Source organism: Rhodococcus sp. IEGM1428 (assembly GCF_050321865.1).
Classification (GTDB): Bacteria; Actinomycetota; Actinomycetes; order Mycobacteriales; family Mycobacteriaceae; genus Rhodococcoides.
Map to the genome: position 1 here is coordinate 119364 of NZ_JBNQFW010000001.1, position 26139 is coordinate 145502.

Below are 26139 nucleotides of genomic sequence, written 5' to 3' on the forward strand. Positions count from 1 at the left end.
CTTTCGATCCAGCGAACAATCGGGTGCGGATGGGTTCGCTGCCGAGATGCTCAGCTGGCCCACATCGCGCTCGCTAGTCTAGCGGCCCACCATGGCGATCGTGAAGCAGGTCGCCGCTGCTCGTCACGGTCCCGGTCACTGAAGAGATCAGGTTCAGGGCGGTGCGATGCTGGCGAGCGGTGTAATCGGCAGTCGATTCGATCCCGACGAAACACTGCATATCGCGGGCCGATCACCCTTCCTCCCGCAAACGCGAGCGCATTTGTCAGACGCGCGCAGGCTCGTTACCTATTTCGCTTGCACCTGACGAACGCGCGCGCGTTTGCGCCGAACCGGTGTCCACAACTCAATCCGCCGCAATGGCGTCCACGATGTTCAGTCGAGAGGCGTGCACAGCAGGGGGAGCGGAACCCAGCAGCGACAGGCCGAGGGCCACGAGTCCGTACAGCAGCACCGACCAACCGGCGGTGTAGGCAACCGGGATTCCGATGCTGGCACCGAGGATCAGTGTGCTCAGATACTGCAGGCCCGCGCCGATGATCAGTCCGAGTACACCGCCCACGATGCCGACCGACAGTGCCTCCGCCAACACCATTCGTGCAAGAGTTCCCCGTCCACCGCCCATGGCACGTAGGACGCCGAGTTCACGTCGACGCTCGAGGACCGACAGCGTCAACGTGTTGAGCAACGCGACCGCAGCAACGAGCGCGACGATCCACTGCAACGCGATGGCCAGTGCGCCGGACTGTCTGATGGCCGCGCTGGTGCCCTCGAGTGCGGCAGCGCCGGTGTACACGAAAGCCTCGGGCGGAAGTGTCGCGCGCAGTGAATCCTGTACGGCGGCAACGTCTCCGTCGACGCTGATCTCGAGGTAGGTCGCGCCGGGCCGGTCGTACCAGCGCTGCATCGAGTCCAACGAGATCGCCATTGTGCCGCCCGCGGCATTGATGTAGTCCACCAGATCCAGCACCCGCACGTTCTGCACGCCGGTCGGCGTCGGGAGGTCGATGTAGTCGCCCACCGACACACCCAACGTTCTGCCGAACCCCTGGGACAGCACCACACCGTCACCGGCGAGCACCTGGGAACGCACGTCGTCGGTGAGCGACGCGAGTGTCACCGCATTGCTGCCGTCGGCGACGCCCTGGATGGACACCAGTTCATCGTCGATCGTGGCGTATGCCCACTGCCCCTCGACGATGCGAGACACACCGGGAGTCGATGCGACGGCGTCTTCCACCTCGGCGGGAACGATGGGGCCCGACGGTATGGCGTCGGGTGAGCTCATCGACACGTACAGGTCGGTGTTCGCCAACGAAGACAGCGATTCGGCCGCCGAGTCGGTCATGTTGGTCAACGAACCCGACACTCCGACACTGACTCCCACCGCAATCACGATCGTCATCACCGTTGCCCAGATCCGCCGCGGCGCTCGTTCGATGGTGGCGGTGGCCAGTCGGCCGGCACCACCCCAGCGGCGCGGGACGGCCGCTGTGGCCGACACGATCGGTCCCGTCGCCCCGACGCACAGCGCGACGACGCCGAACATGAACAGAGCACCGGCACCGAGGGTCAGTTGTCCGTCGACGTTGACGGCGAACACGAACGATCCGGCAATGGCAACGAGGCCGAACACGGTGGCAGCAGCAACGAATCGACGGCGCGGTCCGCCTGCAGTTTCCCCGCCGCCGACGGCGAGTGCTTCGATCGGCGAGATGCGATACACCTGCACCGCGGCGACGGCCGAGGCACCGACACAGGCCAGGACGCACGCCGCAATCGCCACGGGAATCGCAAAACCGGGCAACACGTACTCGATCCGTGCGTCGAATGCCTGCGACAGGAACGGCGGAAGGCTCTCGATGGCGATGCGGCCCATCGCGATTCCCAACGGAACACCGACGGCACCGCCGATCAGTCCCACCAGAACGGACTCGAACAACAGGTCGCGGACGATATCGCCGCGGCGACCGCCGACAGCCCGGAGCAGAGAGATCGTGGGTCGACGCTTCGCGATGGCCATGTTCATGACGTTGAAGACGAGGAAGGCCGCGACGACGAACGCGATGAGCGAGACCATCAGCGTGGCATTTCGCGTCAAGCTCATCGCTTGGTTCGCGCGGTCGGCTCGGAAGTCCGGATTCATCACCGACACTCGGCCGGCGAGCGCGGCGTCGAGGTCGGAACGCAGTGTGTCGCCGCTGCCCAGGACGAAGATCGAGTCGAGCTCACCCGGACGGTCGGTCAGCGCCTGCGCAGCGGGAAGGAGCGCGACCGCGAACATGCCTCCACCGACGCGCTGTGTACCCGGGCCATCGACCACGCCGACCACAGCCGTCGGAACGTCGTCGATAGTGACGGTGTCACCTTGTTTCAGACCCGTTGCGGCACCGACCAATACACCGGAAGGATCGGACAACAGCCCGGCCGCGTTGCCGACCGCGCCCTGCAGATCCGACTGCAGTGCCGTGATGGACGCGTCGACACCGAGAACCGTCAGATCGCCGACATCGGACCGAACGGTACTGCGCAGCAGGGGAACCGCGGTGTCGACGCCGGGAACGGAGCGCACCACGTCGAGTTCGCTCTGGTCGAAGCCCGAGTCGGTGACGCCGACGACTTCGTAACTCGCGTTGCCTGCGATCGTCACCGCGAGACGTTCGACCGATCCGGTCAACGACCCGTACGTGCCGAGCACAGCGATGAGCAACCCGGCTGCGACGGCGACGACTCCGGCCGAGACGAGCGAACGCACCCAGTGCATGCGGAGGTCGCGAAGGCTGATGACTCGAAATCTGCTGAGCGCGGTCCCGATCACCGATCGAGACCGGCCGTCGGTGTGTCGGACTCGACGCGACCGTCGATCATGCTGACGATGCGGTCGGTGGAGCGCGCGGCCTCGAGATCGTGGGTCGCCATCACCACTGCTCGACGCCCCTCGCTGGCGTGTGCCACGTCCGCCAGTATTTCGAGGATGTTGTGGGAGGTCTTCGAGTCGAGATTTCCGGTGGGTTCGTCGGCGATCAACAGTGCCGGATTCATCATCAATGCTCGGGCGATCGCGATGCGTTGGATCTGGCCGCCGGACAGCTGAGCCGGCCGGTGCTCGGATCGATTCGAGAGCCCGACCATCTCGAGCAGTCGCATCGCGTCGACCTTGGCCTTCTTGATGGGTGTGCCGTCCAACAACTTGGGGACGGCGACGTTCTCCCACGCGGACATCGTCGGCAACAGGTTGAAGAACTGAAAGACGAAGCCCACCTGGTGGCGTCGGAAATCGGATTGTGCGTTGTCGTCGAGGGTGGTGACTTCGACGTCGTCGAACCGGATGGAACCCGACGTCGGGGTGTCGAGTGCACCGAGCATGTGCAGCAGCGTCGACTTGCCGGCGCCGGACGGTGCGACGAGCGAGACGAACTGGCCGCCCTCGATCGTGAGATCGATGCCGTCCAACGCCCGAACCGGTTGCTCTCCGGTGGGGTACTCCTTGACCACCCCGGACAACTCCAGCATCAACTTCGCCACGGACGAATCCCCTTGCTTCTCGAATGTATCTTCGACGCTACCTGCCGTCGGATCGAGAAACCGGTCGGAACTCTCAGATCAGGCTGCGCCGCGCGAGGATTCGAGTCGGCGGGCCACCAGCGCTGCCTGCAGGTGCCGGATTCCGGACGGACGCGTGGGGTCGAAGCCGGTGAGCTGTGCGATCCGCTTGAGGCGGTAGTCCACGGTGTTGGTGTGCAGATGGAGCTGGCGGGCAGATCGCTGCCGGTTCAGATCGTGCGAGATGTGTATCTCGAGGGTCTCGAGCAACTCGGGTGACGAATCGAGTGGCTCGAGGATCTGAGTCAGGTGGCGACGGCCGGGGCCCGGACGCGTCAGCTGGTACTCCAGGACAAGGTCGTCCATGCGGTACAGGCCGGACGGGCGGTGCAGTTGATGGGCCAGGGACAGCAGTTCGTGTACCTGATCGGCTGCGGTGGGGATGTCCGCGGTGGCGGCTTGCTCGGCCGTGACGGTGACGGGCACCTCGGCGGCGGTACCGATGCGATGCACCAGAGCCTCGACCCACTCGTCGTCGTGCACACCGGGAATCAGGACGGTGCCGCCCTCCGTGCTCAGCAAAGACAGGGGAGTGCGGCCGCAGATCGTGGCCAGTTCGGCCTGTACACGACGCAGCTTTCTGCGAGCGGCGACCGTCTTCTGGATGTTGGGGTCGTTCTCGTCCGGGTGCGGCGGTACCGAGATGGCGAGCACGAGGTAACTGTCGGCGAGTTCGATGCCGGACTGACGTGCCATCGACACCGCGTTGTGGCCGCTGAGAAGTGAGGTGACCAGAGTGTGCGCTGCAGTGTGGTGTTCGCTGGCCACTGCTTGCAGTTCTTCGACGTAGCTCTTGCTGGCGGCGATGGATACCTTCTCCGACAGCAGCACGAACATGCGCGCGGCCTCGATCAGCTGTGCGGCATCGCCCTCGCCTGCCCGCTTCGACACCAGGTTCCAACCGATCTGGATGCCCTCGTGGTAGACGCTGAGCACGGATTCGAGTGGAACACCTTCGCGAGCCCACTGGCTGGCCTTGGCGCGGAGCTCGGCCAGGTCGGACTCGGCCGGAGCGCGGCGTTCGTCGAGCATCTGCACGGCGATGCTGATGCATTTGACGGTGAATTCGGTGACGTCGCCGTGGAGCTGTTCGCCCGGCAGGGACCCGCAGGGAGTGTTGGCTGCGAAATGCCCTACCAGGAGCCGCGCCACCGCACGGAAGTCGCGAAGAGGAGCCGACGCAGGCTGACCCGCGACCATGATTCCGAGGCTAGTCGAGTTGTGAACGGTCACAGATCAACCCTTCGTGTTGGATTCTTCAGGTCATTCGGACTGCAAACTTAATCACGCGAATCAACGCGCTTCCACGGCTTAATCTATGCAATCCTGCGCAAAACCGCGGTGTTTTCGTACCTCAAGTTTGTTTCCTGGCCTCTAACAGGATCGATCATAGGTTGTTATCAACGTGTGATCCAGGTTTTCGGCAAAACTCGTTGTGATCTATCTCGAGCGAGTGGCGCGGACGGCTGCGACTTGCCCTAAACAATGCCGAAGCCGTTCACGGGGTGTGCAGCGCACATCTACCTTGATCTCGTTGGGAGTGGGCGACGAAGGGACGAGCATGCACAGTGATATCGGTCAGTTCACTGTTCTCCGGGAGTTGCGCCCGACCATCGAGGAGAATCTCGCCCGTCACCGCGCCGAGTCCGTTCAGTGGGAACCGGCCGACTTCGTCCGTGCCGAGATGTACTGGGGATCGCGTCCCTCGACGCTGACCGAGACCGCGAAAGCCGCATTGGTGACGAATCTCCTGGTAGAGCAGAACATTCCGCTCTACCGCCGGGATGCGGTGGCAACCGAAGTCGGTGCCTGGCCGTCCTGGCTCACCGACTGGAGCAACGAACGACGTCGGCATGCCGCGGCCGTCACCGATTACCTGGTCGCCACCCGCAGCGTCGATCCGGTCGCCCTCGGACGAGCTCGAGCGCAATGTATGGCGGTGGGATTCGACTCCCCGATGAACGGCGCGCACCTGCTCCGGTCACTGGTTCAGGTGGCCCTGGACGAGTCGGTCTCGAGCATCAGTCATCGCAACACCGCCGATCAGTGCCACGATCCGGTAGCAGATCGTCTCCTCGGACGCATCGTCGCCGATCAGGAACTGCACGTCCGATTCTTCGAGAACCTGGTTTCGGCAGCGCTCGCCGTGGCACCCGGCCTGACGGTCACCGCCATCACCGAGGTCGTCATGAACTTCCAGCTACCGGGTACCAACCTGCCGGGTTTCGCCCGCAGTGCGATGCTCATCGCGCGCGACGGAATCTACGACCTCGCTCGCCATCTCGACGAGGTGCTGCGACCCATGTTGGCCCAGTGGCGCATCTTCGAGCGGACAGATCTCGGTGCCGGAGCGCGCAAACGCGATCAACTGGCGGACTACTTGGACCATCTCGATACCCAGGCCGCCACCATCGAGCGCAGCTCCATGCGAACGCAGGAGTACGCAAACGCATTGCGCGCCAGCTGAGACCACTTACTTCGGCGGGGTCCATCGACTAACCTGAACTTCTACTCTTCTGCACGCTCCACACCTCGTACTCGGGGCAACGACCGGAGGCCCCCATCGTGACAGGCTCTCGACCGATCATCGTCGGAATAGACGGATCCGCCGCGGCGGACAAGGCGGTGATATGGGCGGCCCTCTGTGCGCACAAACGGGATCGGCGGTTGCACATCGTCACTGCCGTCGACATGCCGGGAGTAGTCGACCTGAGCGAATTTGCCGGAGAAGCAACGGAATTCGTTGCGACAGCCAAGTCCAGGTTGGTGGCGGCCGAGACTCTGGCCGCGCTGGTCGTCGACGATCCCGCGTTCGAGGTGACGTCGAGTGCCATCGAGGGCGGTGTCATGGACGTTCTCATCGGCGTCTCGGCGCAGGCCGAGATTCTGGTGATCGGTGCCAGCGAAACCGGCGCTGTCACATTGTCTTTGGCGGCTCACAGCGTATCGCCGGTGGCCGTGGTGCGGGGTCGTGACATCGACGGTCGCCCGGTTGCCGAGGGCCCGGTCGTCGTCGGCATCGATGGATCGGACGTAAATCAAGCTGCCGTCGAGTGGGCGTTCGCCGAAGCGTCGGCGCGTGCGGCCGTGTTGATCGCTGTACACGTCTGGTCCGATGTGGATCTGACGCAATCGTTCGGCCGCGCGCCCAAGGATTGGCACGCCATCGCGGACGGCGAAGAGGCACTACTGGCCGAGAGTCTCGCCGGCTGGCAGGAGCGGTTTCCCGAGGTCGAGGTGCAGCGAATCGTGGCTCAGGACCGACCGGTACGAGTTCTCAGTGGCCTGTCCGAAACCGCGGCATTGATAGTGGTGGGCAACCGGGGACGCGGCGGATTCGGTGGAATGCTGCTGGGGTCCACGAGTTTCGCACTCGTCAACACGGCGGACTGCCCCGTGCTCGTAGTGAGAAAAGCGCTCACATAGCGACGGTCAGCAAAAAGCTCACGTCTTCGATGGCCTCGACGCTGTGGCGGGCGTCGGGGATGACGAGCAAGTCGCCGGTCGAGCCCTTCCACGATCGCTCGCCGCTGATCAGCTCGAGCTTTCCGCTCAGGACCAGGACGGTGGATTCGCCGGACAGGTCGTGTTCGGCCAACTTGTTCCCGGCGGCCAGGGCCACGACGGTCTGCCTCAGGTGGCGTCGATGACCGCCGTAGACCGTCTGCGAACTGCGGCCACTCGACGCGCCGACGGCAAGCTTGAGTTGTTGACGGGCAAGGGCGGTGAGTGACTTCTTGTCCATGATCGTCAGTATGACGCACTGCCCGCAGTCACGACGGGGGAATCCTGAACGCGCTCAGGAAGGTTGGGTAGCCTTTCCGTACTCCACGAAGCGAAATCGAGTCTCGTTCACTCGGCTGCTCTGCCACTCGCCGGCCTTCGCGATCCAGCCCTCCGGAATTTCGGGAGCACTGGTATCGCCGTCGACGTCGAGATCGACTTCGGTGACTTCGAGGTGGGTCGCGATACTCATTGCACTGCGATAGATTTCGCCGCCGCCGATGATCCAGACCGGGTCGTCGCCCACCCTGGCCACGGCGTCGGCGACGCTCGATGCGTTCTCGGCACCGTCTTCGCACCACGAGGAATTGCGGGTGACCACGATGTTGCGACGCCCCGGCAGCGGACGGAACTTCGCGGGCAGTGAGTCCCAGGTCTTGCGGCCCATGATCACCGGATGCTCGGCCGTCGTGGCTTTGAAGTGCGCCATGTCCTCGGGAACGCGCCAGGGGATGCCACCCCCGTCACCGATGGTTCCGGCCCGGCTCTGAGCCCAGATCAGACCGACGAATCGTTCGGCACTCACACCGCGACCGGGGCCTTGATCGCCGGGTGGTGCCGGTAGTCCACTATCTCGATGTCCTCGAAGGTGTAGTCGAAGATCGAATCCCGTTGTGCCAGTTTCAGAGTGGGGTACGGATATGCCTCTCGGGAGAGCTGCTCGGCAACCTGCTCGCGGTGGTTGTCGTAGATGTGGCAATCGCCGCCGGTCCACACGAAATCGCCCACCTCGAGCCCGGTCTGCGCAGCCACCATGTGCGTGAGCAGCGCGTAGCTGGCGATGTTGAACGGCACACCGAGGAACATGTCTGCGCTGCGCTGGTACAGCTGGCACGAGAGTTTGCCGTCGGCCACGTAGAACTGGAAGAACGCGTGGCAGGGCGGCAGTGCCATCTGCGGGATCTCGCCGACGTTCCAGGCCGAGACGATCATCCGACGCGAATCCGGATTCGTCTTCAGAGTCTCGATGACCTGGCTGATCTGGTCGATGTGCTCGCCGGACGGGGTGGGCCACGACCGCCACTGCACTCCGTAGACCGGGCCGAGCTCGCCGTCCGGAGCTGCCCACTCGTCCCAGATGCTCACGCCGCGCTCCTGTAGCCACGTGGCGTTCGAGTCGCCCCGCAGGAACCACAGCAACTCGTACACGATCGACTTCAGATGGACCTTCTTGGTGGTGATCAACGGGAAGCCCGCAGCCAGATCGAAGCGCATCTGATGCCCGAACACGCTGGTGGTGCCGGTCCCGGTTCGGTCGGACTTCGCCGTCCCGGTGCCCTGGATGTGGCGCAGCAGATCTTCGTACGGAGTCGGAACCATCACGACGGTCATCGTAGCTGCATACTGGACACATGCCGGAATTACCCGAGGTGGAAGCCCTTGCCGGCTTTCTGCGCGAGCATGCCGTCGGTGCCGTGATCGGACGCATCGACATCGCCGCACTCAGTGTTCTCAAGACGTTCGATCCGCCGCTCACCGAGCTGCAGGGCAAAGACGTCACCGATGCTGCCCGTTTCGGCAAACACCTGGCACTGCGCGCGGGTGACCTGTGGCTGATCACGCACCTTTCGCGCGGCGGGTGGCTGCGGTGGGTGGACAATCCCAGCGCCGCGCCGCCCAAGCCCGGCAAGGGCCCGTTGGCACTGCGCATCCATTTCTTCACCCCCGAAGGAGCCACGCCTGCCATCGACCTGACCGAAGCCGGTACCAAGAAGCGATTGGCGGTCTGGGTGGTCCGCGATCCTCAGCAGGTAGCGAGCATCGCGCGCCTCGGGCCCGATGCGCTGACGGTCACCGAACTCGAGTTCGCCGAGATTCTCGGAAGCACCACTGCGCGACTGAAGACCTCGTTGGTGGACCAGTCCCTGCTGGCAGGCATCGGCAATGCCTACTCGGACGAGATATTGCACGTCGCGAAGCTCTCGCCGTTCGCGTCGTCGAGCAAGCTCGATCCCGAATCCGTCGCCACGCTCTACGCGGCGATGCGCTCGGTGCTGTCCGACGCGGTGGCGCGCTCGGCCGGACAGGATGCGGCGCGTCTGAAGGGGGAGAAGCGATCGGGCATGCGGGTGCATGCCAGGACCGGACTCCCGTGCCCGGTGTGCGGCGACCCGGTACGCGAAGTCGCGTACGTCGATCGATCGTTTCAGTACTGCGCCACGTGCCAGACGGCCGGCAAGATCCTCGCCGACCGCCGCATGTCCCGTCTGCTCAAATAACGGGCTCGAGCTTCTGGCTGTCGTACCCGCGGTAGCCGGCCCACGCCTTGCGCCGGTCGCTCCGCGGATCCTTCTGTACCCGGGTGCGGGTGTCGAAGATCAACGTCTTGCGTTCGGCCTCGTCGTACTCCGGCCACGAGTCCAGCGGTTTTCCGTTGGTGGCGAACGCAATCCACTGTGACTGCACCTGCTCGGTGACGTCGGAAAAGGCCTTTCGTCCGCCGGCGAGCGTGAGCGCCTTACCGAACAGCGTCTTGCTGATGCCGAACACGGCGAACAACTCGAACCCGTGGGTGGCGTCGAGGCCCAGTATCTTCATCGACCGCGGGGCGAAGTCGAACCGGTAGAAGTACGTCGATGCGTGACGCGAATGTCCCTCGGCCACTTCCAGTGACGGCTTCCAGAAGGTGAAATCGCCACCGAAGTCGATGGCCGAGCGCTCGTTCGGGTAGCCCCGGTAGCCTGAAGTGACAACGGCTTCGGCGTCGGGGTCGGTGAGCGAGAACAGCTTGGTGATGCGCTCGGGGTTGGTCGGCAACGCGTCGAGGAACTTCGGAAACAGTGTTCCCTCACGGGCATTGGTGCCGATGATCAGTGGAACGCGGTGCGCGGTGCCGTTCGCGTAGGCCTCGATCGGGCTGACCGGCAGGAAGTCACCGTCGATGACCGGGCCGAACGGGAGCAGGCCCGGAGTGCGGTGCAACGTGGTGAGACCGAGTTTGGTGCCCGCCCGCCCGAGCCGCAGTACCTCGGCGTTCTCCAGTGTCTCGGCAGCGTTGTCGACCGTGCCGCCGAGATAGCCGACGAATTCGCGGGCCCACTGATCGGCGCGTTCCTTGGTCGTCGTCATGCCCGGGGCGGAGCTCTCGGAAATGGCCTGAGCAAAAAGGCCTTTCGCAGCAGGAACCGCCAGCAGCGTGGTGACGGCGTTTCCGCCCGCGGACTCGCCGAAGACGGTGACGTTGTTCGGATCGCCGCCGAACTCGGCGATGTTGCGCTGTACCCATTCCAGAGCAGCGACTTGATCCCGTAAACCGAGGTTGGAGTCGAACGGCCGCTCGGGAGTGGAGAACTGAGACATGTCGAGGTAGCCCAGAGCGCCGAGCCGGTAGTTGACCGAGACGTAGATGATGCCGTCGCCGTCCTTCAGTGAGCGTCGCACCAGGGAGCCGCCGCCGTACAGCGGGGTGGCCGACGTACCGAGTGTGTACGCGCCGCCGTGGATGAACACCATGACCGGACGCGGATTCGCGCTCGGTGCGTTCGGTGCCAGCACGTTGAGCGTCAGGCAGTCCTCGCTCGACGGCTGATACTTGCCGATCGCGAGCATCGTGCCGCGCTTGTGCTGAATCGAGGCGTTGCCCCACTCGGTGGCGTCGCGCACGCCCTCCCACGGCTCGGTGGGTTGCGGCGCTCGAAATCGAAGCGGGCCGACGGGCGGGGCGGCGTAGGGAATGCCTCGCCAGGTGGTGAGGTCACCGACGGGCTTGCCCTCGATGATGCCGTCGGAGGTGGTCACGCGTGTCGTCACAGCCATGTCGCGAGTGTACTGACCGGTCCTTACTCCCGGGTAAGAACCGGCGGTGTTCGGCACCGGGCAGACTCGAATACATGTCTTTCGATTATCGCGCCGAAATCGTGCAGCTGCTGCGAGCGCCGACGCACGCGTACTTCGGGAGATCCAAGGACGGCCCGGCCGAGGTACCGACCGATCTGCCGTCCAGTGTCGAGATCGTGGCGCACAAGGGCATCCGCGGCGATCGCTTCTTCGGCGTGAAGGCGCACACGGAGGCCGCGGTGAGCCTCCTGGCTGTCGAGGCCTGGGAGGCGGTGGGAGATGTGCTCGATGTCGAGGTACCCGATCCGGCCGTGGCCAGGCGCAACCTCGTGGTTCGCGGGCTCGAACTCGACCCGCTGCGAGGGGAGGAGTTTCAGCTGAACTCCGGCGACGGCTGGATCACGTTCCGCGGCGGCCGGCCGGCTCACCCGTGCGCGTGGATGGACCGCATGGTGGCCGACGGTGCGCGCAAGGCGCTGATCGGTCGTGGTGGCCTGCGCGTCGAACCGCTGTCCGACGGCATTCTGCGGGTCGGAGAGTTGGCGGTGCGCTCCCCGGTCGAGCTGGATGCGGCACGTGCAGCACTGTCGGTCAGGCGTGCGCAGCCGATCTGACCTCCTTCTCAATGCACCTGCGTCATCGAAGGCGACCCACCAGCTTGCTCACGAAGCGAATCTGTGCCCATAATATGAGTATTGGTGTGACGGATCACACCGAACCGCGCGCCATGGCGTGGGTCACTCAATCCAGCGGGAAGAATTGCCGATGTCCGATATGTGGATCGTGATCAACACCGTCGTTGCCGTGCTGGCGGTGGTGGTCTTCATCGTTCGTTTTCACTTCAACCCGGTGATCTCGCTCGTACTCGGGGCTGCGTACCTGGGTCTGGCGACGAAGCTCGGAGTCGGGGCCACCGTCGACACCATCACGGGCGGGTTCGGCGAGATCATGGCCGAGGTGGGCCTGCTCATCGCCTTCGGCGTGCTGATGGGGTCGGTGCTGCAGGAGATGAGTGCCATTCAGCGGCTCGTGGGCACGTTGCTGAAAACGTTCGGGCCCAAACGGCTCCCGTACGCGCTGTCGCTGACCATCGCGACTGTGTTGCAGTCCATCTTCCTCGACGTGCTGTTGGTGATCTCCGCGCCGCTCGCTCGGAACCTCGCCCCCAAGATCGGCAAGTACGGCACAGCGAGAATGGCTACGGCACTGGCCATCTCGCTCGAATGCGGAATCGTGTTCATGGTCCCTGGTGTCGCGACGCTCGCGCTGGCCGGCCTGCTCGGCGTGCCGCTGGGCAAGATGATGATCTACGGACTGATCCTGATCGTTCCGGTCGTCGTGCTGTCGGTGGCCATCATGTCGTTCGTGTTCCGGCACGGTTGGTGGAACGAGGAGAAGGACGAGCAGCAGATCATCGTGGTTCCGGAGCCCGTGGTTCCGGAGCCTGTCGATTCCGACGACGAGCCCGTCGAAACCGGAGGTGGCGTGGCGCAGAAGGTGCGCACCGAGAAGCAGACGTCGCTGGTGGTGTTGCTCTCACCGCTGCTGCTCGCGCTCGTCCTCATCGCCATCGGTGCCGTACTCGAAGTGGCCGAAATATCGGTTCCGGTGGTCGAATTCATCGCCAGCCCGGTCATCGCGTTGCTCATCGGCTTGGTCGGGACGTGTCTCATCGGCCGCTACCACGTCGGTCAGGCACGAGTGGAGAAAGCACTGGCTCGTGGATTCGCCGAAAGCGGTCAGATTCTGATTCTCACCGGTGTCGGTGGTTCGCTCGCGGCCGTCATCAACGAGGCTGGTCTCGGCGACATCCTCGGCCAGTACTTCACGGCCAGCACCGCGGCTCCGCTGTTGATGGTGTGGGTCATCGCTGCCGCGTTGCACATCGCCGTCGGATCGGTGACGATCTCCGCCATCACCTCGGCCGGAATCCTCGCCCCGGTCGCTCCGCTCATCGGCCTCGACCCGGTGTTCATCGCGTTGGCCGCGGGCGCGGGGTCGCTGTTCGCCGTGCACGTCACCAGCAACACCTTCTGGCTGCTGCAGTCCTTGATGGGTCAGTCGACCAGGGGCACACTCAAGACGTGCTCGGTGGGTGTCTCGCTGGCCTCGGTCATCGCCATCGCGTTGATCGTGCCGATGAGCTGGATCCTGTGAGCTTGTCTCCTATGAGTATCGAAAGGAACACGATGGCACTGCCGCTCAGCGGAGTTCGAGTTCTCGAACTCGGCAACTACATAGCCGCACCCACTGCGGCGCGCATGCTCGCCGATTTCGGTGCCGAGGTGATCAAGGTCGAACGTCCGGGAACCGGAGACGAACTGCGCAACTGGCGGTTGTACTCGGGCACCACGTCGATGCTCTACCGCACGATCAACCGGAACAAGAAGTCGATCGTGCTGGACCTGCGCACCGAGCAGGGGCGTAAGGACGTCGTCGATCTCGCCGCCGAGTGCGACATCGTGCTCGAGAACTTCCGTCCCGGCACTCTGGAGAAATGGGGCATCTCACCGGAGGTGCTCAGCGCAGCCAACCCCGAACTGATCATCACACGTATCTCGGCCTTCGGACAGACCGGCCCGATGTCGCAACGACCCGGATTCGCTGCTGTCGCAGAGGCATACGGCGGTTTCCGCAACCTCGTCGGTGATCCGGACCGGCCCCCGGTGCGAGTCGGTGTCTCGATCGGGGACTCGATCGCCGGTCTGTACGCGGCCTTCGGATGTGTCATGGCCCTGTTTCAGCGACAGACTCTGCGGGCGGCGCAGGCACCGGATCAGCAGACTCCGCTCACGCTGGCGCAACGTTCCATCGATGTCGCACTGAACGAGTCGATTCTGTCGATGATGGAATCGCTGATCCCGGACTACCTCGCCTATGGCGTCGAGCGCGAACGGACGGGCGGCCGGATGGAAGGCATCGCACCGTCGAACGCATACCCGTGCAACGACGGTCACTCGATCATCATCGCCGGCAACGGCGACGCCATCTTCCAGCGCTACATGGAGACCATCGACCGTCCCGATCTGGGAGCCGATCCGGACCTGGCGTCCAACGCCGGCCGATGGCGTCGACGCGACGAGTTGGACGCCGCTATCTCGGCCTGGACCGGATTGCACTCGCGCGAAGAGGCTTTGAAGATCCTCGACGCCGCCGGAGTGCCGTCGGGACCGATCTACACCGCGGCCGATATCGTCGCCGACGAGCAGTATGCCGCCCGCAACATGATCCAGCACTTCCAGGTCGACACCGGCGAGGACGAGCCGACCGACGTCGGATTCGTCGGTGTCGTTCCGGTGATCGGTGACGCATCTCTGCCGATTCGTTCGGTCGGACCGGATCTGGGCGAACACACCCGAGAAGTACTGTCGACCCTGCTCGGCCGAACCGACGAAGAGATGGGCCTGTAGATGTACCGATTCACCCCCGCCGCGGAGTTGCGCGACGTCACGATGCGCGACGGACTTCAACTCACCGGCAAGATGCTCTCCACCGAACGCAAGCTCGAGATCATCAGGGCGCTCATCGAACTCGGTGTACCGTCGCTCGAGATCGGGTCGATGGCGCGGGGCGACAAGGTGCCGCCGATGGCCAACACCCTCGAGGTCATCGGTGAATTGACCGCCGAGGAACTCGCGCGATGCTGGGTGTGGGTCGCCACTCCACGTCACGTCGAGAAGGCCGCTGCCGCCGGGGCTCGAAACTTTCAGTACTGCTTCTCCGCGTCGGACTCGCACAATCAGGCCAACATCGGTCGTACCACCGAGGTGTCGCTGGCGGCCATGCCCGATGCCATCGACATCACGCGATCGGTGGACGGTGAGATCGAGTTGTGCATCGCGACGTCCTTCACCTGCCCGTTCGAGGGACAGGTACCGCCGGATCGGGTCATCGAGATCGCCAACGACGAACGAGCAACGGGCGCAACAGATATCGTCATCTGCGACACCCTGGGGCAGGCGGTGCCGGTGCAAGTGCAGTCGCTGATCTCGCGGGTGCGCGCCGAAACTCCCGATCGCAGAGTGGTGTTCCACGGTCACGACACCTGGGGCCTGGGCGTTGCGAACACACTTGCCGCGATCTCCGCCGGAGCAACGATGGTCGACGGTTCGCTCGGCGGACTGGGCGGGTGCCCTTTCGCCCCCGGTGCCAGTGGTAACACCTCGTCGGAGGACATTCTCTTTGCGACGCGGCCGGACTGGTTCGAGCCGAAAACCCTTGCCGCCATGGCGACTCTGTCGGAGGAGTTGCTCACCGAACTGGGCGAGCCCATGAGATCGAAAACAGTTCAGGGTGCGCGGTCCGAAGCACGTGCCTTCGAGTGGGTCGTATGAGCCGCATCCTCGTCACCACCGAGATCCCGGCCCCGGGCATGGATATCCTGCGCGCCGCCGGGGACGTGGACCTACGGGAGGTCGACCACGAGCAATTGGTCGCCGCCTGCTCCTCCGGGGAATACTCGGTCGTCGTGTCCCAATTGCGTGACCGGTTCGACGCGGAGCTGCTGGCCTCGGCATCGATCACCGGGATATCGAATTACGCCGTCGGATTCGACAACATCGACATTGCAGCCGCAACCGAACACGGCATCACGGTGGCCAATACCCCTGGGGTGCTGACGGATTCGACGGCAGACATCGCGATGCTGCTCATTCTGTCCACGGCCCGCCGCGCCGTCGAGGCCGACGCGTTCGTCCGCTCCGGCTCGTTCACCGGATGGGAGCCGGAACTGCTTCTCGGCAGTGATGTCTCGGGTCGAGTGCTGGGGCTGGCCGGCTTCGGTCGTATTGCCCGCGCCACCGCGCGTCGAGCACTGGGTTTCGGTATGACGGTCAAGTTCTGTCCCCGCCCACCCGGCGACCGCGATGTCTCCGATGACGAGCTCGGGGAGTTCGCGGGTCGCGTCGAGCACGCGTCCTGGGACGAGATCGTCACGACCAGCGACTTCCTCTCCCTTCATGTGCCGTTGTCGGATTCCACGTACCATCTGCTGAACGCGCAGGTACTCGCCGCGATGAAACCGTCGGCGATCGTGATCAACACTGCGCGGGGTCCGGTGATCGACGAGGCAGCCCTGGTGACCGCGCTTCGCGAGGGCACCGTTGCCGCAGCAGGTTTGGACGTCTACGAGCGCGAGCCGGCCCTCGAACCGGGGCTGGCGTCGCTACCGAACACGGTGTTGCTCCCACACGTGGGGAGCGCGACGGTGTCGGTGCGTTCGGAGATGGCACGGCTGTGCGCCACCAACGCAGCGGCGATGTTCGGTGGTTCGATGCCACCGCATCCGGTGAATCCCGACGCGTGGGGTCACGCGGGGTAGCGTCCGCCCAGGGTTCTCGTGATCTGCTCGGCGTGGGAGATCAGCAGATCCACCCAGGCCTCGCACTGCAATTGCGGCATCCGCAGTGTCGGGCCACTGATCGTGACGGCACCGACGATGTCCGCAGCCGAGTCGAACACCGGAGCGGACAGGCCCGACGCTCCGGTCTCGCGCTCACCGGTAGTGATCGCGTAGCCGTCGGACCTGGTCTGCGCCAACAACGCTCGCATCGTCTCGGCCTCGGTCACCGTCTGCTCGGTCATCGATTCGAGCTCACGGGAGAGAACACGCTCGGCCAGTTCCGAATCCCACGCCAGCAGGACGCGGCTGGCCGATCCCGCGCTGAGCGGGATGACCTTGCCTACGTACATGTCTCGTCGCAACGCATGCCGCGTCTCGGCGATTGCGACGCACACGCGATAGTTCTGTTCGGGTCGAAAGAAGCACGCCGTTTCGGTCGTCAGATCGCGCATGTCCTTGAGTATCGGGTTGACGACCGACAGCACGTCGAGGTCCTTGGTCGCCGTCGCGGCCCAGTAGGCCATACGTACCCCGATGCGAATGCGATCGCCGCTCCGGTCCAGAAATCCCTGCTGCACCAGATTGGTGACCAGACGCTGGACAGTCGAGGTCGGTAGTCCGGTGGTCTGTTGAATCTCACCGAGCGTCAACGAGGGACGGTCGAACGAGAAGGCGTCGAGTATCTCGGTGATCTTGCCCAGCACCAGAAGCGGCTGTTGCTTCGACGTGCTCTCGGTACTCACCAGGCCAATCTACTCGGTCGCCCGCTTCACCAGGAGATCGATGGGCTTGGTCAGGAACAGGATCATCAGCGACCACAGTCCGAGCGAGGTGAACGCGACACCGAACGCGATCAGGATCAACACCGAACTGATCGCGCCGTTGCGGACGCGCTCGAGGTGTCTGGAGTCGGCGGCCACGATGGACGGGTGCCGCGAGACGATGATGTCCGCGACGAACATCGCGATGACGGACACCGCGATGTTGGCGACGTAGAGCGTCGAGGAACTCGAGTCGTAGCCGTTCTTCTCGGCGATCAGCTTGGTGGGGAACGGTAGGAAGACGATCGAGAGCAGCCACACGAAGTTCACCCACATCAATGCCCGCGTGTAGCCGATCAGGTTCCTGAAGACTCGATGGTGGCTGAGCCATTGGGTGTAGATCACCAGAAAGCTCAGCACGAACGCGTAGAACTCGACTCCGTGTTCGCGAAAGACGTCGACGAAGCTTTCGCTCTGGCCCGGCTCGGCCAACTCCACGAGCGGAAGCACCAGAAGCGTCGCGGCAATGGCGACCACAGCATCACTGAAGTTGACCAGTCTGTCGAAACCGCGTTGGTATTCCATGTCAGCTCGATCGGTTTGCATGTCAGCCCTCTCGCTTTCCATGTCAGCATTGTGCACTCTGTGCGAGTAGCGTCCGGACGATGTCCGATCGACGTACTCTCACCACCGGTCGAGTTGTGTTTCTCGTTGTCGCCGCCGCGGCACCGATGGCGGCCATGATCGGCAACGTACCGTTGGCTCTGATACGCGGAAACGGTGCCGGACTGCCGGCTGCCTACGCGATCAGTGCCGTTGTGCTGCTGTGCTTCTCGGTAGGATTCGCGGCGATCAGTCAGCAGGTGTACAGCACCGGTGCGTTCTACACCTACATCGGTCTGGCGCTGGGGAAGCCGCCCGGTGTTGCTGCCGCATATGTCGCAGTTGTCGCGTATACCTCGCTGGCGTGCGGGCTTTCGGGGGCATTCGGATATTTCACGCATCTGGTATTCGCCGATTCCGGTATCGACATTCCGTGGTACGTCTTCACGGCAGCCGCTGTCGTGATTGTCGCTTTCCTCGGCTTCCGAAATGCCGACCTCTCGGCCAAGGTGTTGGGAACGCTGATGGTGCTCGAGTTCGCTTTTCTGACGGTGTTCAACGTCCTGGTGGTGAGCGACAAGGGAACCGCGGCGGTGCCACTGGAGTCGTTCACCCCGACGCAGGTGTTCTCCGGATCGCTGGGGATAGCGATGATGTTCGCCTTCTCGAGTTTCATCGGATTCGAGTCTGCGGCACTGTACGGCGAAGAAACCAAGGATCCCAGGCGCAGCATCCCGCGCGCGACGTTCATCGCGGTCACGCTCATCGCCGTCTTCTACGTGCTGACCAGTTGGATCATCGTCGGGGCCGCGGGCGGAGTCGACGCACCGGTGCTGGCCCAGACCGAACTGGGCAATCTTCTGTTCACGTTGGCGCAGCAGTACGGAGGAACCGTGCTGTACGACGGTACCGCGGTGCTGCTGTGCACCAGTGTGCTCGCGTCGTATCTCGCTGTGCACAACGCGGCCAGTCGATATCTGTTCGCCCTCGGGCGAGAGCGCGTACTTCCCGTGCGACTGGGCCGAATTCACCCGCGCCACTCGAGCCCGCACATCGGCAGCGTCACCGCCTCGGTCGTTGCTGCCGTGTCGCTGACCGCGTTCGCGGTGACCGGTGCCGACCCGTACCTGATCTACGCCGCCGGTGCCATCGGCCTCGGCACCCTCGGAGTGATCGCCCTCCAAGCCGCTGCGGCGCTGTCGGTGGTGGTGTTCTTCATCGGCCATCCGGATCGCTCCCTGTGGCGTACCGGCATTGCCCCCGGCATCGGCTTCGCCGGGTTCATGACCGGATTGGTGCTCGCCGGAACGCATTACAGCATCCTGACCGGTTCCGATTCTGCGGTCGTCAACGCGATCCCTGTGGTGTTGATCCTCGCCGCGATCCTCGGGGTCCTTGTGGCACTGCGCATCAGGCGTGCCGACCCCAAGACCTACGAGGGCATCGCCGCGGCCTACATGCGTCAGTGATCGGTTGTTCGACGAGCCTCGAGGAGCCTGAGCCAGATCTCGCTGACCGTCGGATACGACGGCACCGCGTGCCACAGATCGTCGAGCGAGACCTTACCGACCACCGCGACAGTGGCGGCATGAACGAGCTCGGCGACGCCCGGCCCGACGAACGTCGCGCCCACTATCGTGTCGGTGCCGCGGTCGATCACCAGCTGCGCTCGGCCCGAGTAATCGTCCTGCTGCAGAGACGATCCCGCGACGGCGATGTCCTGCGCCACGATCTCGACGTCGAGGCCTTCTTGTCGGGCCTTGGCCTCGGTCAGTCCGACCGACGCCACCTCGACCGGCGTGAACACCACCTGAGGGATCTGTCCGTGGTCCGCCGTGGCGCGGAATCGCTTCTGGTCCAGCGGCTTTCCTTCGGCCCTGGCGGCAATGACGTCACCGGCCACCCGGCCCTGGTACTTCCCCATGTGCGTCAGCGGCGCACGGCCGTTGACGTCACCCACTGCGTACAGCCAGTCGTGACCCGGAACCGACAGGTGATCGTCGACGTCGATGTAGTGGCCCTCGTCGAGTCCGAGGCTCGACAGGCCGAGGTCAGAGCTCGCCGGAGTACGTCCTGCAGCGACGAGAACTTCGTCGGCGACCATCTCGCTACCGTCGACGACGAGGGTGACCGGTCCGCCGTGGATTCGACCGATGCCGGTGTCGGCAGGGTTCTCTCGTGACACCGACTCGAGGGAGGCGTCGAGCATGATCGTTGCGCCGCGCTTCTTCAGAGCCTCGGCGACCAGTTCGCCGGCGAACGGTTCGGAACCGGCCAGCAGCGACGATCCGCGCACGATCATCGTCACTTTCGCTCCGAGAGAGAGCAACCAGGTGGCCGCCTCCGTCGCGACGACGCCACCGCCGATCACCGCGATGTGCCCGGGCGTCTCGTGAATGTTGGTGGCATCGCGGGAGATCCACGGCCGGGCGTCGCGCAGACCGGGGGTGTTCGGTACCGAGGCTGTGGTTCCGGTGGCGAGGACAACGGCGTGACGGGCAGTGAGTGTGCGGCCGTCGACCTCGACGGTCTTGGTCCCGGTGAGTCGCCCATGGCCACGGATCACCGAGATGCCCGCCGACTCGGCCCACGTCACCTGCGAGGAGTCGTCCAGACTGTGGGTGTAGGACTCGCGTCGGGCCAGAACAGCGTCGGCATCGAGGGGCTGATCTCCGACCAACTCTTTGACTCCCGGCATGTTTCGCGCGGTGTCGAGAACTTCGCTCGGACGCAGCAAGGCCTTGCTGGGCATGCAGGCCCAATAGGAGCATTCACCGCCTAGCAGTTCGTGCTCGACGATCACTGCGGTGCGATCGCTGCCCTGTATTGCGTACTGTGCGGCGTTCTCGCCGACCGGGCCACCGCCGATAACGATGACATCGAATTCCGAGCTCTCTGGGGCCATCACTCCACAGTGACATAGGCTCGCCGTTTATGGCGACCACTCGGAACAAGATTCTGATCACCGGAGCGAGCTCGGGGCTCGGTGAGGAAATGGCCCGACGGTTCGCCGCCATGGGCCGCGATCTGGCGCTGTGTGCCAGGCGAGTGGAGCGACTCGACGAACTTCGCGTCGAGTTGATGCACCAGAACCCGAACATCACCGTCTCGGTCCGTGCCCTCGACGTCACCGATCACGACGCAGTGGGCGAGGTGTTCGGTACGTTGCGAGACGAACTGGGCGGACTCGATCGCGTCATCGTCAATGCCGGGCTCGGCAAGGGCGCGAAAATCGGCACCGGGCGGGCCGAGGCCAACCTGGAGACCGCGCGCACCAACTTCGTCGGTGCCCTGTCGCAGGCCGAGGCCGCACTCTCGATCTTCCGAGAGCAGAAGCGCGGGCACCTGGTGTTCGTCTCGTCCATCAGCGCAGACCGGGGACTGCCGGGAGCCAAAGCGGCCTACTCGGCGAGCAAGGCTGCCGTGGCCTCGCTGGGCGAATCGCTGGCGACCGAACTGGCGCGAACCGACATCGCCGTCACCACGTTGCTGCCGGGCTTCATCGCCACCGACATGTCCGCCAAGGCGGGCGACAGTGCCGCTCTCACAGCCACTCTGGACCAGGGTGTGACCGCCATGGTCGACGCGATCGAGAGCGAAACCCGCCGCGCCGCGCTGCCCGGCCTCAAGTGGCGAGGCATCGACGCGGCGCTGCGGTTTCTGCCGAACGTGCTGACGGATCGAATGGTGTGACTACTGCAGGAGTGGAGCCTGCAGGAACGACCAGATCTATTGCAAGTAACCCTCGACCTGGTTGACGCTGTTGGCGGTTGCGGTATCGGGGTCCTTGCCGGCGTCGATGCGTGCGCGGCGCTGGCGCAGCAGGTCCCAGCACTGATCGAGGGCGTGCTCGAGGGAGGCCAATTCGGCCTTCTCGGTAGTCGGGTCGATGTCGCCGGCCTGGGTCTCGCTGCGGAGCTTGTGCTCGGTGGCGATGAGCTGCTGGATCTTAGTGTGGATATCGTGCTCGTTCATGGCGACCACGGTAGACCTACCAGGGTTTACCGGCCAGGTTTCGCGTGGCGAGAGCTCGTTGTACCGCTGAGGTGAGCTCGGCCGACGAACCGACCAGGGCGTCGTCGGTGCACACGAGCGAGAGTGTGTAGTTGCCGTTCATTCGAGAGATGTAGGTCGACATTCTGATGGTGGACACCGCGCCCGACGGATTCGGGTGGATCGCACGGGTGGCCAGCCCACCTGATCGGTGGGGTCCGAGGGTGGTGACGGCAGTCGGGATGTCGCCGATGTTGGAGCACAACACTTCTCCGCGTCCCGGTGTCGATGTCAATTTTGCGGCGATGCGGTGGGGCAGCAGCTGAACGATCTCCGGTGGATAGCCGGCCGGCGCTCCGACGGGAGCTCCGAATGCGGCCTTGCAGGCGATTCGGATGTCCGCGGGCGAGTCGCTTCCACGGACGGCGACGGTGGCCATCCCGATCGAGTTGGCATCACCGGATCCGCTGCGGAAGGGGATGTCGACGGTGACGGCGGGTGAGCCGAGTTCGCTCATCGTGGCGGCCACAACGGAGACGAACAAGGAATTGGCCGAACCGCCGACACGTTCTGCCGTCGAATCCCATTCTGCGGCATCGATATCGACGATCACCGCGTGCATCTGCCGTGCCCGGCGCGGTGTGACGCCGCCGGTGTCGGCGGTGGTGAACGCACGCAGTTCGGCTCGGGCCTTCTTGCTGACCCACAACCTCGCCGTCGCTGCGATGGATCGAACGAGGACGGTCAGGATCATCGCGATCGCGTCTCGGGCATCCGAACCCGGATGCGGGACGGGCACGGGCCTTGTGTCACCGGAGAATGCCTGTGCGGCAGCATCTATGAGACCTCGCGCATCGGCCAACGCGTGTGAGCAGACCAACGACACCACGGTGCCGCCGTGTGTGAGGGGAGCGGCCGTCAATCGCCAACCGGGACCGTACTGTGGGTCGAGTGGAACGTCGGCCTGGGTATCGGCCCATCCGATGACGTCGTCGACGGCATCGGTGCCGTACTCGAGCGGCAGCGACTCAGGTAAGATGTCCCAGCGGAGTCGGGCACCGGGTACCCGGGGCTTGCCGACTCTGCGGCCGAGTTGCCCGACGGCCAATTCTCGATGTACCCGGCCGAGTTCTTGCCTCGTCACCGTCTCGGTTGTACGCCAGATGCCCTGCAGTGCAATCGGAATGCCATATCCACGATGGGTGCGGAGGAAAATCTCGTCGATCACCGACAGGCGCGTCGAGATCACGGACTCGGGGTACCGTGGCGTCCCGCGCCCGAGACGAACTTGCTCGCGCCGGAGAGCGCGTCGGCGGTGATCGAGATGGCACCGTGTCGAAACTCGTTCTTCAGCGCGGACTCCTCGTCGAGGCCGTCCTGCTCCAGAACGGACAATCGATCCTCACGCATGCACGTCTGGGGTAGCAGAGCGAGTTCGGCGGCCAAGGCCTCCGCTTCGGAGCGGGCACGCCCGACCGGAACGACTCGGGTGATCAGTCCGATGTTCAGAGCTTCCTGGGCATCGACGGCGCGACCGGTGAGGATCATGTCCATCGCTCGACCGGTACCGATGATGCGCGGCAATCGCACTGTGCCGCCGTCGATCAACGGAACACCCCACCGGCGGCAGAACACGCCGAAGGTGGCGTCGTCCTCGGCGATGCGTAGGTCGCACCACAGTGCCAGCTCGAGTCCGCCCGCGACGGCGTACCCGGAGACCGCAGCGATGACCGGCTTGGACAACCGCATTCGCGTCGGACCCATCGGGCCGTCACCGTGTTCGGTCGCGTGGTTCGAGCGGGATGTTCCGAGCGCCTCGAGGTCGGCTCCCGAGCAGAACGTGCCACCCTCGCCCCACAGCACCGCCACCGATGCGGCCTCGTCGGCGTCGAACTCTTCGAATGCCTGCGTCAGCTCTTGGGCCGTGGGGCCGTCGACGGCGTTCCGCACCTCCGGGCGCGACAGAACGATTGTGGTGACGGGGCCTGATCGTTCGATCCGTACCGGCATGTCTGTGAACCCTACTCGAGTTCTCTTGCGTGAAGCAATGAATCAGTGCTTCAATCCTTGGCATGCCCTATCGCCGAACCCCCGCGGTGCAAGCCAGGCTCGACGCCGGCCGCGAGAAGCTGTTCGCTGCCGCCATCGAGGTGCTCTCGACGCACGGCTACGCAGGGCTGTCGATCGCCTCGGTCGCCGCGGCCGCGGGAGTGTCCGCGGGCAGCGTCTACACCCACTTCGAGGGCAAGGCGGACCTGGTGGTCGCCATCTTCCGCGAGGTCTGCGGCCGCGAGGTTGCCGCTGTGGTCGCCGTTGCCGGGCACGGAAGCACCGCCGAGCGGGTGACGGCAGTGGTGGAGACCTTCGCCGGACGAGCCCTGAAGAACCGAACGATGGCGTACGCGCTGCTCGCCGAACCGGTGGACCCTGCCGTCGACGCCGAGCGGTTGGTCTTCCGGCGGAAATTCACCGAGGCATTCGCCGACGCGATCGCGGCAGGCATCGCAGCCGGAGAGATTCCCGAGCAGGACGCGGCGATTTCGGCAGCAGGTCTGATCGGTGCCGTCGGCGAAGTGCTGGTCGGTCCGTTGTCTTCACACGAATCCAAGGATCCGGTCCCGGGTCTGGTGGCATTGTCGTTGCGCGCGTTAGGAGTTCGAGATGGACACGCATGAGGTATTCAATCAGTCGGTCGACCTGAGTCCGTACGACACATCCGCGGACGCGTCGTTGCTCGACGGCCTGGCGCGGGCCGGCGGCGGCTGGGCGCTCGACGAGGTTCGGCAGCTGGGAGCCCTCGCAGGCGGAGCTGACGCGCAGGAATGGGGGCGGCTCGCCAACGAGAACCCACCGGTGCTGAAGACGCACGATCGCTACGGTCATCGCATCGACGAGGTCGAATTCCATCCGCACTGGCACGATTTGATGACCGTCGCCGTCGAGCACGGACTCCATGCCAGCCCCTGGACCGACGATCGTGTGGGTGCGCACGTTGCCCGCGCTGCGAAGTTCTACGTCTGGGGACAGACCGAGGCGGGTCATATGTGTCCCATCTCGATGACCTATGCCGTCGTTCCGGCTCTGCGGCACAACCCCTCTCTGGCAGCACAATACGAGCCACTGTTGGCCACGCGGGAATACGACTTCGGGCTGCGTGTTCCGTCCGAGAAGCGTGGACTGATCGCCGGTATGTCGATGACCGAGAAGCAGGGCGGATCCGACGTCCGCGCCAACACCACCACCGCTACTCCGTCGTCGGACGGTACGTATTCGATTGTCGGCCACAAGTGGTTCACCTCTGCGCCGATGTCGGACATGTTCCTCACGTTGGCACAGGCACCGGGCGGACTGTCGTGTTTCATGCTGCCGCGCGTCCTGCCCGACGGCACTCGTAACCGAATGATGCTGCAGCGCTTGAAGGACAAGCTCGGCAACAAGTCGAATGCATCCGGCGAGCTCGAATACCACGGGGCGACCGGTTGGCTCGTGGGTGAAGAGGGCCGCGGAGTGCGCACCATCATCGAGATGGTGAACATGACCAGGCTGGACTGCGTCATCGGATCTGCGGCGGGAATTCGCAACGCCACCGTCCGCGCGGTTCATCATGCCCGGCACCGAGCAGCGTTCGGCGCGCAGCTGATCGATCAACCGCTGATGCGAAACGTGCTGGCAGACCTGACCATCGAATCCGAGGCCGCGACCGCCGCCATGATTCGTCTGGCGCAGGCCACCGACGGATCGGCTCGCGGCGACGAGCAGGAGAGCGCACTACGCCGAATCGCGTTGGCCATCACCAAGTACTGGGTGTGCAAGCGGGCACCGGCACATGCCGCCGAAGCCCTCGAATGTCTCGGCGGCAACGGCTACGTCGAGGAATCGGGTATGCCCCGGTTGTTCCGCGAATCGCCGTTGATGTCGATCTGGGAAGGGTCGGGCAACGTCGCCGCACTCGATTCCCTCCGTGCGTTGGCGCGGCAGCCGGACAGCGTCGAGGCCTTCTTCGGTGAGATCGGCCAGGCGTCGGGCGTGGATTCTCGCCTCGACGACGCCATCGCGCGTGTCGGCAAAGAGCTCTCCGACACCTCCGACATGGAGTACCGGGCCAGACGAGTCGTCGAACTGATGGCTCTGACCTTCCAGGGTGCGCAGCTTGTGATGCACGGGAATCCTGCTGTGGCCGATGCGTTCTGCGCCACTCGACTCGACCGCGACTGGGGCATCGCCTTCGGCACCCTGCCGACGGGTGTCGATACCTCAGCGGTGTTGGCGCGGGTGTGA

25 protein-coding genes are annotated in these 26139 nt (G+C 64.6%); 12 read left to right on the plus strand and 13 right to left on the minus strand.

Annotated features, from left to right (window positions below):
* Window positions 1-346 precede the first annotated feature (346 nt).
* The 3 genes from ACQR3T_RS00615 to ACQR3T_RS00625 all read right to left on the minus strand — a co-directional run bounded on the left by ACQR3T_RS00615 (window position 347) and on the right by ACQR3T_RS00625 (window position 4836).
* Window positions 347-2764, minus strand: coding sequence for an FtsX-like permease family protein (locus ACQR3T_RS00615; protein ID WP_428692213.1), 2418 nt, complete (start codon window positions 2762-2764; stop codon window positions 347-349).
* A gap of 50 nt (window positions 2765-2814) precedes the next feature.
* On the minus strand, window positions 2815-3516 hold the full coding sequence (locus ACQR3T_RS00620) for an ABC transporter ATP-binding protein (protein ID WP_428693023.1): 702 nt from the start codon (window positions 3514-3516) through the stop codon (window positions 2815-2817).
* An 87-nt stretch (window positions 3517-3603) separates the two neighbouring features.
* The gene (locus ACQR3T_RS00625; protein ID WP_032377353.1) at window positions 3604-4836 is read right to left on the minus strand and encodes a PucR family transcriptional regulator; all 1233 of its coding nucleotides are present in this window, start codon (window positions 4834-4836) and stop codon (window positions 3604-3606) included.
* A 328-nt stretch (window positions 4837-5164) separates the two neighbouring features.
* Between ACQR3T_RS00625 and ACQR3T_RS00630 the strand changes: the two genes are divergently transcribed.
* Window positions 5165-6070 carry an acyl-ACP desaturase gene (locus tag ACQR3T_RS00630; protein WP_428692214.1) on the plus strand — a complete coding sequence of 302 codons (906 nt, stop codon included), beginning with the start codon at window positions 5165-5167 and terminating at the stop codon, window positions 6068-6070.
* 98 nt (window positions 6071-6168) lie between these two features.
* Window positions 6169-7029, plus strand: coding sequence for a universal stress protein (locus ACQR3T_RS00635; protein ID WP_032377352.1), 861 nt, complete (start codon window positions 6169-6171; stop codon window positions 7027-7029).
* Here the strand turns inward: ACQR3T_RS00635 and ACQR3T_RS00640 are convergent.
* From ACQR3T_RS00640 to ACQR3T_RS00650, 3 genes are read right to left on the minus strand one after another with little or no spacing between them, the layout of a single operon-like run.
* The gene (locus ACQR3T_RS00640; RefSeq protein WP_032377351.1) at window positions 7022-7348 is read right to left on the minus strand and encodes a cupin domain-containing protein; all 327 of its coding nucleotides are present in this window, start codon (window positions 7346-7348) and stop codon (window positions 7022-7024) included. The genes ACQR3T_RS00635 and ACQR3T_RS00640 overlap by 8 nt on opposite strands.
* Before the next feature lie 54 nt (window positions 7349-7402).
* Window positions 7403-7912 (minus strand): dihydrofolate reductase, encoded by a 510-nt coding sequence (locus ACQR3T_RS00645; protein ID WP_428692215.1) that lies wholly within the window; start codon window positions 7910-7912, stop codon window positions 7403-7405.
* Window positions 7909-8709, minus strand: coding sequence for a thymidylate synthase (locus ACQR3T_RS00650; RefSeq protein WP_283164489.1), 801 nt, complete (start codon window positions 8707-8709; stop codon window positions 7909-7911). Before ACQR3T_RS00650 ends, ACQR3T_RS00645 begins: the two co-directional genes overlap by 4 nt.
* A gap of 29 nt (window positions 8710-8738) precedes the next feature.
* On the opposite strand from ACQR3T_RS00650, the gene ACQR3T_RS00655 reads away from it, so the two are divergent.
* A complete protein-coding gene (locus tag ACQR3T_RS00655; RefSeq protein ID WP_094608328.1) occupies window positions 8739-9605 on the plus strand; it encodes a DNA-formamidopyrimidine glycosylase family protein in 867 nt (288 codons plus the stop codon).
* Here ACQR3T_RS00655 and ACQR3T_RS00660 read toward each other — a convergent pair.
* A complete protein-coding gene (locus ACQR3T_RS00660) occupies window positions 9598-11142 on the minus strand; it encodes a carboxylesterase/lipase family protein (RefSeq protein WP_428692216.1) in 1545 nt (514 codons plus the stop codon). The two genes, ACQR3T_RS00655 and ACQR3T_RS00660, sit on opposite strands and share 8 nt — an antisense overlap.
* Before the next feature lie 74 nt (window positions 11143-11216).
* Between ACQR3T_RS00660 and ACQR3T_RS00665 the strand changes: the two genes are divergently transcribed.
* The 5 genes from ACQR3T_RS00665 (at window position 11217) to ACQR3T_RS00685 (ending at window position 16483) form a co-directional block, all read left to right on the plus strand.
* Window positions 11217-11777 (plus strand): molybdenum cofactor biosysynthesis protein, encoded by a 561-nt coding sequence (locus ACQR3T_RS00665; protein ID WP_428692217.1) that lies wholly within the window; start codon window positions 11217-11219, stop codon window positions 11775-11777.
* A 151-nt stretch (window positions 11778-11928) separates the two neighbouring features.
* Window positions 11929-13320: a GntP family permease gene (locus ACQR3T_RS00670; protein WP_428692218.1), complete on the plus strand. Its 1392-nt coding sequence runs from the start codon at window positions 11929-11931 to the stop codon at window positions 13318-13320.
* An 11-nt stretch (window positions 13321-13331) separates the two neighbouring features.
* Window positions 13332-14573 carry a CaiB/BaiF CoA transferase family protein gene (locus tag ACQR3T_RS00675; RefSeq protein ID WP_037175471.1) on the plus strand — a complete coding sequence of 414 codons (1242 nt, stop codon included), beginning with the start codon at window positions 13332-13334 and terminating at the stop codon, window positions 14571-14573.
* Window positions 14574-15497 carry a hydroxymethylglutaryl-CoA lyase gene (locus ACQR3T_RS00680; RefSeq protein ID WP_428692219.1) on the plus strand — a complete coding sequence of 308 codons (924 nt, stop codon included), beginning with the start codon at window positions 14574-14576 and terminating at the stop codon, window positions 15495-15497.
* A complete protein-coding gene (locus ACQR3T_RS00685; RefSeq protein WP_428692220.1) occupies window positions 15494-16483 on the plus strand; it encodes a 2-hydroxyacid dehydrogenase in 990 nt (329 codons plus the stop codon). The genes ACQR3T_RS00680 and ACQR3T_RS00685 overlap by 4 nt, the downstream gene beginning before the upstream one ends.
* Here the strand turns inward: ACQR3T_RS00685 and ACQR3T_RS00690 are convergent.
* Both ACQR3T_RS00690 and ACQR3T_RS00695 read right to left on the minus strand, forming a co-directional pair.
* Window positions 16471-17247, minus strand: a complete 777-nt coding sequence (locus ACQR3T_RS00690) for an IclR family transcriptional regulator (RefSeq protein WP_032377342.1) — start codon at window positions 17245-17247, stop codon at window positions 16471-16473. The genes ACQR3T_RS00685 and ACQR3T_RS00690 overlap by 13 nt on opposite strands.
* 9 nt (window positions 17248-17256) lie before the next feature.
* Entirely contained in the window at window positions 17257-17850 is a 594-nt protein-coding gene (locus tag ACQR3T_RS00695) for a TMEM175 family protein (RefSeq protein ID WP_428692221.1), read from the minus strand.
* Window positions 17851-17930: 80 nt separating this feature from the next.
* Between ACQR3T_RS00695 and ACQR3T_RS00700 the strand changes: the two genes are divergently transcribed.
* The gene (locus ACQR3T_RS00700) at window positions 17931-19337 is read left to right on the plus strand and encodes an APC family permease (RefSeq protein WP_428692222.1); all 1407 of its coding nucleotides are present in this window, start codon (window positions 17931-17933) and stop codon (window positions 19335-19337) included.
* On the opposite strand, the gene ACQR3T_RS00705 is transcribed toward ACQR3T_RS00700, so the two are convergent.
* Window positions 19331-20773, minus strand: coding sequence for a dihydrolipoyl dehydrogenase family protein (locus ACQR3T_RS00705; protein WP_428692223.1), 1443 nt, complete (start codon window positions 20771-20773; stop codon window positions 19331-19333). The two genes, ACQR3T_RS00700 and ACQR3T_RS00705, sit on opposite strands and share 7 nt — an antisense overlap.
* Window positions 20774-20802: 29 nt before the next feature.
* Between ACQR3T_RS00705 and ACQR3T_RS00710 the strand changes: the two genes are divergently transcribed.
* Entirely contained in the window at window positions 20803-21561 is a 759-nt protein-coding gene (locus ACQR3T_RS00710) for an SDR family oxidoreductase (protein ID WP_032377338.1), read from the plus strand.
* Window positions 21562-21597: 36 nt separating this feature from the next.
* On the opposite strand, the gene ACQR3T_RS00715 is transcribed toward ACQR3T_RS00710, so the two are convergent.
* The 3 genes from ACQR3T_RS00715 to ACQR3T_RS00725 are packed head-to-tail and all read right to left on the minus strand — an operon-like array spanning window position 21598 to window position 23871.
* Window positions 21598-21843: a DUF2630 family protein gene (locus tag ACQR3T_RS00715; RefSeq protein WP_032378297.1), complete on the minus strand. Its 246-nt coding sequence runs from the start codon at window positions 21841-21843 to the stop codon at window positions 21598-21600.
* Between the two features lie 16 nt (window positions 21844-21859).
* Complete coding sequence (locus ACQR3T_RS00720) at window positions 21860-23110, minus strand: hypothetical protein (RefSeq protein WP_428692224.1); 1251 nt, start codon at window positions 23108-23110, stop codon at window positions 21860-21862.
* Window positions 23107-23871: a crotonase/enoyl-CoA hydratase family protein gene (locus ACQR3T_RS00725; protein WP_037175462.1), complete on the minus strand. Its 765-nt coding sequence runs from the start codon at window positions 23869-23871 to the stop codon at window positions 23107-23109. The genes ACQR3T_RS00720 and ACQR3T_RS00725 overlap by 4 nt, the downstream gene beginning before the upstream one ends.
* Before the next feature lie 62 nt (window positions 23872-23933).
* Here ACQR3T_RS00725 and ACQR3T_RS00730 point away from each other — a divergent pair, with 62 nt between their 5' ends.
* Window positions 23934-24536 (plus strand): TetR/AcrR family transcriptional regulator, encoded by a 603-nt coding sequence (locus tag ACQR3T_RS00730; protein WP_428692225.1) that lies wholly within the window; start codon window positions 23934-23936, stop codon window positions 24534-24536.
* A complete protein-coding gene (locus ACQR3T_RS00735) occupies window positions 24523-26139 on the plus strand; it encodes an acyl-CoA dehydrogenase family protein (RefSeq protein ID WP_428692226.1) in 1617 nt (538 codons plus the stop codon). Before ACQR3T_RS00730 ends, ACQR3T_RS00735 begins: the two co-directional genes overlap by 14 nt.